Genomic DNA, 8,935 nt, shown 5'->3' with positions numbered 1-8,935 from the left:
ACCTACTGGAAGATGAAAACCGCACGTTGCGGCGAAACGAAACCGTCGGCGGCGATCGAGAAATAGGCGACGAGCCCGAACAAGAGCACGATGAAGCCGTAGCGGATGGCGTGGTCGCGCAATGTCATTCGGCGCTCCCGCGCGCTGCTGCCGTTTTTAGCCAATCCGAACCCATGCTCTTTCCATTCCCATTCCTAACGCCCGTGCTCAGGCGGCACTGTGCAGCGGCCCGCCGGCGACCTCGGCCAACAGGCGGTCGAGATCGACATCGGCATTGCGGTGCTCGCCGACGATGGTCTGTTCCGACATGACCAGGATGCGATCGGCGGTCTCCAGCGCCTCGTCGAGTTCGGTGACGAACAGCAGCGTGGCGCGTCCGTTTGCACTGGCCCTGAGCTTGGCGGCGATGTCGCGCCGGGCGGAAATATCGACGCCCTGAAACGGCTCGTCCAGAATGAACAGTCTCGCATGCTGGGCCATCCAGCGGGCGACCATCACCTTCTGCTGGTTGCCGCCGGAGAGCTCCGACATCTCGTCCTTCTCGGAGCGGCAGACGATGCCCAGCTCCTCGATCTGCCGGCGCGCCGTGGCGCGTTCCAGACGGCGCTTGAGAACAGCGAAACGTGACATGCGCTTGTGAAACGGCAGGCTGATATTTTCCTGGATGTTGAAGCCGCCGACGATGCCGTTCTCGCCGCGGTCCTTGGCAACGAGGAACACGCCGGCGGCGATCGCCTCGCCGGCTGTTTCAGGCGCATAAGGCCTGCCGTTCAGCGTCATTGTGCCGGCCAGCGGCTGGCGCACGCCAAACAGCGTCTCGGCAAGCGCCGTCTTGCCGACGCCGACGAGGCCGGTGATGGCAACGACCTCACCGTCGCCGAGCGTCAGCGAGATCGGCCGCGCGCCTTGTGCGATGCGCAGACCGTCTATCTTGAAGACGGCATTGGCTGAATCCCTGACAACAATCCGGTCGAGATGGATCTTGCGGCCGAGCATGGCGTTGACCGCGCCTTCATAGTCGAGCGGTTTCTTGTCGAAAATGCCTGAGATGATCCCGTCCCGCATCGATACGATGCGGTCGGCCAGCCGCCTTATGTCCGACATACGGTGCGAGATGTAGAGGATGGCCACGCCTTGCTCGCGCAGCCTGTCGATCAGGGCAAACAGCCGATCAGCCTCGGCGCTGGAGAGCGATGAGGTCGGCTCGTCGAGGATCAGCACTTTCGGCTTGTGCGCCAGCGCGCGGGCAATCGCCACCATCTGGCGATCGGCCAGCGAAAGATCACTCACCCGCGCCTTCAAATCGATGGCCAGCCCCATGCGGTCGGCAACCGCCTTGGCCTCTCGCCGCACGCGCATTGGATTGAACAGGGTCGGCGCACCGCTGCCGCTCAGCCGGTCCAGCGTCAGGTTGGTGGCGACGTCGAGATCGGCGACGACACCGTCATTGATGTTCTGGTGCACGGTGACGACGCCGGCGCGGATCGCCTCGGCCGGGGTTTTCGGCGCGAAATCCTGGTCGGCGAGCACCATCGTCCCGCCGCCGCGTTCATAGACACCAGAGATGATCTTGACGAGGGTGGATTTGCCGGCGCCGTTGGCGCCCATCAGCACGGTCACTTCACCGGCATACAGTTCCAGCGAGACGCCGCCAAGCACCTCGTTATGGCCAAAGGATTTCCTCAGTCCCTCTACGCGGAACACGGCATTGCCGACCATGCGTTCCTCCCTGACATGACGCTATGAGCTGCATCGGCAATTGTCAACACGATTGACAATTGCCAGATCGCTTCCTAGCTTGGCCCGGCCGCCACGCCTCCGTTATGTTGGAAGCGCATATGCGGGAGGATAACGATGACTGAAGAATTGCCGTTCGAAGCCCTGTCGGTCGAAACCCTGGCTGCACGCCTTGGCGGCAACGAGGCGCTGTGCGCGAAGATCGGCAAGGACACTGGCGCCTGGAAGGTCCGCGAGGTCGGCGACGGCAATCTCAACCTGGTGTTCATCGTCGAGGGCGCCAGCGGTGCGGCCGTGGTCAAGCAGGCCCTGCCCTATGTCCGCCTGGTCGGCGACAGCTGGCCGCTGCCGTTGAAGCGCTCCTTCTTCGAATATCACGCGCTGACCAGGCAAGAGGCGCGCGCGCCGGGCTCGGTGCCGGCGATCCATTATTTCGATGAAGGTCAGGCGCTGATCATCATGGAATATCTTGCGCCGCCGCATATCATCCTGCGCCGTGCCCTGATCGACGGCCGCCAACTGCCGAACATCGCCCGGGATATCGGCCTGTTCATGGCCCGGACGCTGTTTCGCGGCTCCGACCTGCATATGGCCGCCAAGGACCGCAAGGCCGATCTGGCGCTGTTCGCCGACAATGTCGAGCTTTGCGACATCACCGAAAACCTGGTGTTCTCCGATCCCTATTTCGATGCCAAGATGAACCGGCACACCTCGCCGCAGCTCGACGGCCTGGTCGCCGAACTGCGCGCCGACCGCGACCTCAAGGTCGAGGCGCAGCGGCTGAAGCACATCTTCGCCGCCAATGCCGAAACGCTGCTGCATGGCGACCTGCATTCCGGTTCGATCATGGTCACCGACACGGAGACCCGGATGATCGATCCGGAGTTCGCCTTCTACGGCCCGATGGCTTTCGACGTCGGCATGCTGCTTGCCAATTTCTGGATGTCCTTCTTCTCGCAACGCGGCCACGAACAGAAGGGCAAGCGCGACGCCATGCGCGCCTATCTGCTCGGTGTGACGGTCGAGACCTGGTCGGTGTTCCGCGCCGAGTTTTCGCATCTATGGCGCAGCGAGCGCACCGGCATGCTCTACCAAAAGAGCCTGTTCGAGGACCAGGGCGACATCCTTGCCTCAGAGCAGGCGCGCGACCATGTGCTGCACCAGATCTGGACCGACCTGCTAGGCTTTGCCGGCGTCGAAGTGCACCGGCGCATCCTCGGTCTCGCTCACAATGCCGATTTCGAGACCATTGCCGACGAGGATCTGCGCGCCAGTTGTGAAGCAAAGGCGCTGAAATTCGGCCGCCACCTCGCCGTCAACCGGCGCCAGATCCACAGCATCGACGAGGTCAACCAACTGGCCGCGCTGATCGAACAGGAGAGCAGCATTTGAACGTCGGCGACCGCCACTATCGCACCATCTGGCTGAGCGACGACGGGCGTTCGGTCGATATCATCGACCAGCGCTGGCTGCCGCATGATTTCCGCATCGAGAGGATCGGCACGGTTGCCGGCATCGCCACCGCCATCCGTGACATGTGGGTGCGTGGCGCGCCTCTCATTGGCGTCACCGCTGCCTATGGCGTCGCCATGCAGATGGCCGACGATGCGTCGGATGCAGCGCTCGACGCCGTGTGGGAGACCCTGCACGAGACGCGGCCGACCGCGATCAATCTGCGCTGGGCGCTGGACGAAATGCGGCGCTTCCTGCGGCCTTTGCCTACCGAACAACGCGCTGCAGCCGCCTATCGGCGGGCCAGTGAGATCGCCGACGAAGATGTCGGCCTCAACCGCGCCATCGGCGAGAACGGTCTCACCATCATCAAGGCGATCGCGGCGCGCAAGCAGAAGGGCGAGCCGGTCAACATCCTGACCCATTGCAACGCCGGCTGGCTGGCGACGGTCGATTACGGCACGGCGACCGCGCCGATCTACCTGGCCACAGAAGCCGGCATTCCGGTCCATGTCTATGTCGACGAGACGCGGCCGCGCAACCAGGGCGCCCAGCTGACCGCCTGGGAGATGGCCGGGCACGGCGTGCCGCACACGCTGATCGTCGACAATGCCGGCGGCCATCTGATGCAGCGCGGCGCAATCGACATGGTCATCGTCGGTACCGACCGCACCACGGCCGACGGCGATGTCTGCAACAAGATCGGCACCTATCTCAAGGCGCTCGCCGCCGCCGACAATGACGTGCCGTTCTATGTCGCATTGCCGTCGCCGACCATCGATTGGACGGTGCATGACGGTCTGGCCGAGATCCCGATCGAGCAACGCTCGGCCGACGAGGTCTCGCTGGTCTGGGGCAAGACCGCCGCCGGCGAGATTGCCCAGGTGCGCATTTCGCCTGAGACGACGCCGGCGGCCAACCCGGCCTTCGACGTGACGCCGGCGCGGCTGGTGACCGGCCTGATCACCGAGCGCGGTGTCGCCAAGGCCTCGCGCGAGGGCCTGAAGCAGATGTTTCCCGAGCGGGCGTAGCCGCTCGCTTCTAGTACAGAGGCTCGGCCATGTGCTTGGGTGTCGGCCAAGTCTCGGTGATACCCGGCTGCACCGGCCGCTCCAGATAGGTCGAGAGCACCACATAGCTGCGCGTCGAGGTGACGCCCGGCGTTTCGTAGAGGCGCGCCAAAAGGCCTTCGAGGGCCCTGGTGTCTTCGGTGCGGACCTTCAGCAGCATGCAGGTGTCGCCGGCGACGGTATGGATTTCCTCCACTTCGGGATATTGCGAGACCGCCATCAGTTCCGGCGTCTTTCCCCAGCCCCTGGTGTCGATATGGACAAAGGCGAGCAAAGGCTTTTTCACCGCCCGGGGATCGATGATGGTGACCGTGTTGCGGATGGCGCCGCTGCGCCGGAGCCGTTTGACCCGCTCATGCGCTGCCGGTGGCGACAAGCCGACGCGATCGCCGAGTTCGGCGTAGCTGATCGTGGCATCATCGACCAGGACACCTAATATTCTTCGGTCTATCGCGTCGAGATCGCGGGCCGCTGGCCTGTTCTGCAGAATGCCATCTGTTTCTTCATCCATGGCGAAATTCCTGGTTCTCCGCTGAATATAATACGGCCATTATGCCGATATGTCGAACATTGATCAACTTGCACCATTGACTGCCCGAGCCCCGATCCCGGCGCTTGCCTATCTGTTGACGGGCTGCATCGCGGTCATCGGCTCGAACTCGCTGGTGCTGGGTCCGATTGCACCGGCTGTCGCCTCGTCGTTCGGAACCAGCGTGCCGGCCGTGATGATTGCGGCGGCCGCGTTCGGCCTCGGCACCTCTGCCAGCGCGCTGTTCCTGGCGCGCTACATCGACCGGCTCGGTGCTCGCAGAATGCTGCAGGGCGCACTGCTGCTGTTGGCACTGGCGCTGGTCGCCAGCGCCGCGGCACCCACGGTGATCATGCTGGTCGCCGCACAGCTGCTGGCCGGCATCGCCGCCGGCGTCGCCATGCCGGCGATCTATGCCAGCGCGGCGGCCATCGCTCCTCCGGGCAGGGAGAGCGGCACGATCGGCGTCGTGCTGACCGGATGGACACTCAGCATGGTTGCCGGCGTTTCGCTTTCGGCCGTGCTTGCCGATCTGGTGCATTGGCGCGCCGTTTTCGCAGCGGTCGCGGTGCTTGCGGCCCTTGCATGGATGGGGCTGACAGCGACGTCGCTCAGCGACACCAGGAAGGCCGGACCGGCGCCCGCCCCGCTGGAAGCGCTCGGCATTCCCGGAATCCTGCCGCTGCTGGTCGCGTGCGCGGCCTTCATGACTTCGTTCTACGGCGTCTATGGCTATCTCGGCGACCATCTTCATGTCGGGCTTGGACAGCCGGTGAGCGCCAATGGCCTGGCGGCGCTTGCCTACGGCATAGGCTTCGGGACGGCTGCTCTGCTCGACGGCATCATCGACAGACTGGGTGCGCGGCGCGTCATGCCGTTTGCCTATCTTCTTGTCGCCGTCGTCTACGTCGCGATGGCGGCGACGAGCGACAGTTTCGGGCTGACCCTGACCATGGTGGCAATCTGGGGACTGGCCAACCATTTCGGCCTGAATGTCCTGGTGATGCGCCTGTCGGCGCTCGATCCGTCGCGGCGCGGCACGATCATGGGGCTGAACAGTGCGGTGACTTACCTCGCGGTCTTTGTCGGCACCACCAGCTTCGGGCCGCTTTATTCCAACTTCGGCTTTGCTGTCTGCGTGATGGTTGCAGCACTGCTCATGCTGATCGCCGCATCGGCGGCGGCGTGGCGCACGCGGTAGTCGAACGGACTTGGCCCAACCTTCTCACGGTTGACAGCAGCGTCCTGCCCTTTCATACAAAGCCGTTAATGTTCTCAGGGCGGGGTGAAAGTCCCCACCGGCGGTAAGGGTTTCTACCCAAGCCCGCGAGCGCTTTCCGGTCCACGCATCAATGCGTGGATTCTTAAGTGCTAGAGCGTCCTTTACGCGTCCAAGGGACGCGTGGCGCTCTAGTGGAAAGGTCAGCAGATCCGGTGTGATTCCGGAGCCGACGGTTACAGTCCGGATGGAAGAGGACGAAACGGAAGCCGGCCCGCTTTTCGCGGGCTTAATCCGTATCGTGCGTCCTGATTCTGGTTCGAAACGGAAGGATGGACCCATGAATCAGCATTCCCATAAAGACTACGAAACGACCCGCATCGCCGTTATCCGCGCGCGCTGGCATGCCGATATCGTCGACCAGTGCGTACTGGCGTTCGAGACGGAACTGGCCTCTCTGGGAGGCGAGCGCTTCACCGTCGACATCTTCGATGTGCCCGGCGCCTATGAGATCCCCCTGCATGCCAAGACCCTGGCCGGGACCGGCCGTTATGCCGCGATCCTCGGCACAGCCTTTGTCGTCAATGGCGGCATCTACCGGCATGAGTTCGTCGCAAGTGCCGTCATCGACGGCATGATGAACGTGCAGCTGTCGACCGGCGTGCCGGTGCTGTCGGCGGTGCTCACCCCGCACAACTACCACGACAGCGCCGAGCACCACCGCTTCTTCTTCGAGCACTTCACCGTCAAGGGCAAGGAAGCGGCGAACGCCTGCGTGCAACTCCTGGCGGCGCGGGACCTGATCGCGGCCTGAGGTCGTCAAACTGGCCGGATTTCAACCCTGCAACAAGAATTGCGATCGATAAGCGCTCCGAAGGTTGCGGTTCCCTTGAAATCCCGCCAGAAGCATCAAGGGCCGACCGGCAAACCGGCCGGCCCGCGACGTTGCGCTTGAAACCAGATACGGGAGACTATTGGGTGGCTCGCATAACACTGAGACAATTGCTCGACCACGCCGCCGAATACGGCTATGGCGTGCCCGCTTTCAACATGAACAACATGGAACAGGGCCTCGCCATCATGGAGGCCGCCGAGGAGACCAAGTCGCCGGTCATCCTGCAGGCTAGCCGCGGCGCGCGCGCCTATGCCAATGACGTGGTGCTGGCCAAGCTGATCGACGCGCTGGTCGAAATCCATCCCGACATTCCGGTCTGCATGCATCTCGACCATGGCAACAACGAAGCCACCTGCGTCACCGCGATCCAGTACGGCTTCACCTCCGTCATGATGGACGGATCGCTGAAGGAAGACGGCAAGACGCCGGCCGACTACGCCTACAATTCCGGCATCACCAAGCGCGTCGTCGACATGGCGCATTGGGGCGGCGTGTCCGTCGAAGGCGAGATCGGCGTGCTCGGCTCGCTCGAGAGCGGCGGCGGCGAGCAGGAAGACGGCCACGGCGTCGAAGGGGCGATCAGCCACGACCAGCTTTTGACCGATCCCGAACAGGCGGTCGAGTTCGTCAAAGACACCCATGTCGATGCGCTGGCGGTTGCCATGGGCACCAGCCATGGCGCCTACAAATTCTCGCGCAAGCCGGACGGCGCGGTGCTGGCCATGAACGTCATCGAGGAGATCCACCGCCGCCTGCCGAACATGCACCTGGTCATGCACGGCTCGTCCTCGGTGCCCGAGGATCTGCAGGAGATCATCAATAAATATGGCGGCCAGATGAAGCCGACCTGGGGCGTGCCGGTCGAGGAGATCCAGCGCGGCATCAAGCACGGCGTGCGCAAGATCAACATCGACACCGACAACCGCATGGCGCTGACCGGCGCGATCCGCAAGGTGCTGACCGAGAATCCAAGCGAGTTCGATCCGCGCAAATATTTGACACCGGCCATGGCCGCCATGCGCAAGCTCTGCAAGGAGCGCTTCGAACAGTTCGGCACCGCCGGCAACGCGCAGAAGATCAAGCCGCTGCCGGTCGCCGAAATGGCCAAGCGCTACAAGTCGGGCAGTCTGGACCCGAAGTTCGGCTGAGCTGAACGCTGGTATCGAGGGCAGGAGCGCGGCAGCGCCCTGCCCGTTTACCGAACACTATTGAAGCGTCCGCGCCGGCTGACCGGCGTGGTCGCGCGCGATGCCGGCGTCGGCATCCTCGGCGCCAAAAGCACGGTCGAGGCCCGTCGCCACGACCGAGACCCTGAAGCGGCCTTCCATGCCCTTGTCGAAGATGGCGCCAACGATGATGTCGGCATCCTCGTAGACCTCTTCGCGGATGCGGGTGGCGGCCTCGTCGACTTCAAACAGGGTCATGTCCCTGCCACCCGATATCGAGACCAGCACGCCCTTGGCGCCTTTCATCGACACTTCGTCGAGCAGCGGGTTGGCGATCGCGGCTTCGGCCGCCTTCATCGCGCGGCCTTCACCGGAAGCCTCACCGGTGCCCATCATGGCGCGGCCCATGTCGCGCATCACGGATTTGACATCGGCGAAGTCGAGATTGATCAGGCCTTCCTTGACGATGAGGTCGGTGATGCAGCTGACGCCGGCATAGAGCACCCGGTCGGCAATGACGAACGCATCGGCGAAGGTGGTCTTGGCATCGGCGATCCTGAACAGGTTCTGGTTCGGGATGACGATCACCGTGTCGGCGCTCTCGCGCAGCCGCTCGATGCCTTCTTCGGCCATCTGCATGCGGCGCCGGCCTTCAAAGGTGAACGGCTTCGTGACGACGCCAACCGTCAGGATGCCGGCTTTGCGCGCCGCCTGGGCGATGATTGGAGCCGCACCGGTTCCCGTGCCGCCGCCCATTCCGGCGGTGACGAAACACATATGCGTGCCGGCCAGATGATCCATGATCTCGTCGAGCGATTCCTCGGCCGCGGCGCGGCCGATCTCGGGAAGCGATCCGGCGCCCAGCCC

Annotated in this window: 8 protein-coding genes, 1 pseudogene and 1 riboswitch; of the genes and pseudogenes, 5 read left to right on the top strand and 4 right to left on the bottom strand. The window is 63.8% G+C overall.

The window, feature by feature from the left end:
• Positions 1-5 precede the first annotated feature (5 nt).
• Both EN925_RS11900 and EN925_RS11895 read right to left on the bottom strand, forming a co-directional pair.
• Positions 6-164 (bottom strand): annotated as a pseudogene (locus EN925_RS11900) (ABC transporter permease); the annotation flags it as partial.
• 43 nt (positions 165-207) lie between these two features.
• On the bottom strand, positions 208-1,719 hold the full coding sequence (locus EN925_RS11895; RefSeq protein ID WP_024502579.1) for a sugar ABC transporter ATP-binding protein: 1,512 nt from the start codon (positions 1,717-1,719) through the stop codon (positions 208-210).
• A 135-nt stretch (positions 1,720-1,854) separates the two neighbouring features.
• Here EN925_RS11895 and mtnK point away from each other — a divergent pair, with 135 nt between their 5' ends.
• Together mtnK and mtnA are read left to right on the top strand one after the other, a co-directional pair.
• Positions 1,855-3,129: an S-methyl-5-thioribose kinase gene (gene mtnK / locus EN925_RS11890; RefSeq protein WP_063171611.1), complete on the top strand. Its 1,275-nt coding sequence runs from the start codon at positions 1,855-1,857 to the stop codon at positions 3,127-3,129.
• Positions 3,126-4,220 carry an S-methyl-5-thioribose-1-phosphate isomerase gene (gene mtnA, locus EN925_RS11885; protein WP_013532924.1) on the top strand — a complete coding sequence of 365 codons (1,095 nt, stop codon included), beginning with the start codon at positions 3,126-3,128 and terminating at the stop codon, positions 4,218-4,220. Before mtnK ends, mtnA begins: the two co-directional genes overlap by 4 nt.
• 10 nt (positions 4,221-4,230) lie before the next feature.
• Here the strand turns inward: mtnA and EN925_RS11880 are convergent, their stop codons facing one another.
• Entirely contained in the window at positions 4,231-4,770 is a 540-nt protein-coding gene (locus tag EN925_RS11880) for an Lrp/AsnC family transcriptional regulator (protein ID WP_013532925.1), read from the bottom strand.
• Between the two features lie 49 nt (positions 4,771-4,819).
• Here EN925_RS11880 and EN925_RS11875 point away from each other — a divergent pair, with 49 nt between their 5' ends.
• The 3 genes from EN925_RS11875 to fba all read left to right on the top strand — a co-directional run bounded on the left by EN925_RS11875 (position 4,820) and on the right by fba (position 8,050).
• Positions 4,820-5,989: an MFS transporter gene (locus EN925_RS11875; RefSeq protein WP_027163854.1), complete on the top strand. Its 1,170-nt coding sequence runs from the start codon at positions 4,820-4,822 to the stop codon at positions 5,987-5,989.
• Between the two features lie 66 nt (positions 5,990-6,055).
• Positions 6,056-6,270, top strand: a riboswitch (FMN riboswitch).
• Between the two features lie 77 nt (positions 6,271-6,347).
• Positions 6,348-6,821: a 6,7-dimethyl-8-ribityllumazine synthase gene (locus tag EN925_RS11870; protein WP_027163855.1), complete on the top strand. Its 474-nt coding sequence runs from the start codon at positions 6,348-6,350 to the stop codon at positions 6,819-6,821.
• Between the two features lie 164 nt (positions 6,822-6,985).
• The gene (gene fba, locus EN925_RS11865) at positions 6,986-8,050 is read left to right on the top strand and encodes a class II fructose-bisphosphate aldolase (RefSeq protein ID WP_013532928.1); all 1,065 of its coding nucleotides are present in this window, start codon (positions 6,986-6,988) and stop codon (positions 8,048-8,050) included.
• Between the two features lie 57 nt (positions 8,051-8,107).
• On the opposite strand, the gene ftsZ is transcribed toward fba, so the two are convergent.
• Positions 8,108-8,935 (bottom strand): cell division protein FtsZ (gene ftsZ / locus EN925_RS11860; protein WP_128336557.1); only part of this gene is annotated, 828 nt, incomplete at its 5' end.

The sequence above is a fragment of the Mesorhizobium sp. M7A.F.Ca.US.006.04.2.1 genome (genome assembly GCF_004022915.1).
In the GTDB taxonomy this organism is placed as follows: Bacteria; Pseudomonadota; Alphaproteobacteria; order Rhizobiales; family Rhizobiaceae; genus Mesorhizobium; species Mesorhizobium ciceri.
Note: the sequence above shows the minus strand (reverse complement) of the source record. Positions and strands in the feature narration are given on the sequence as shown.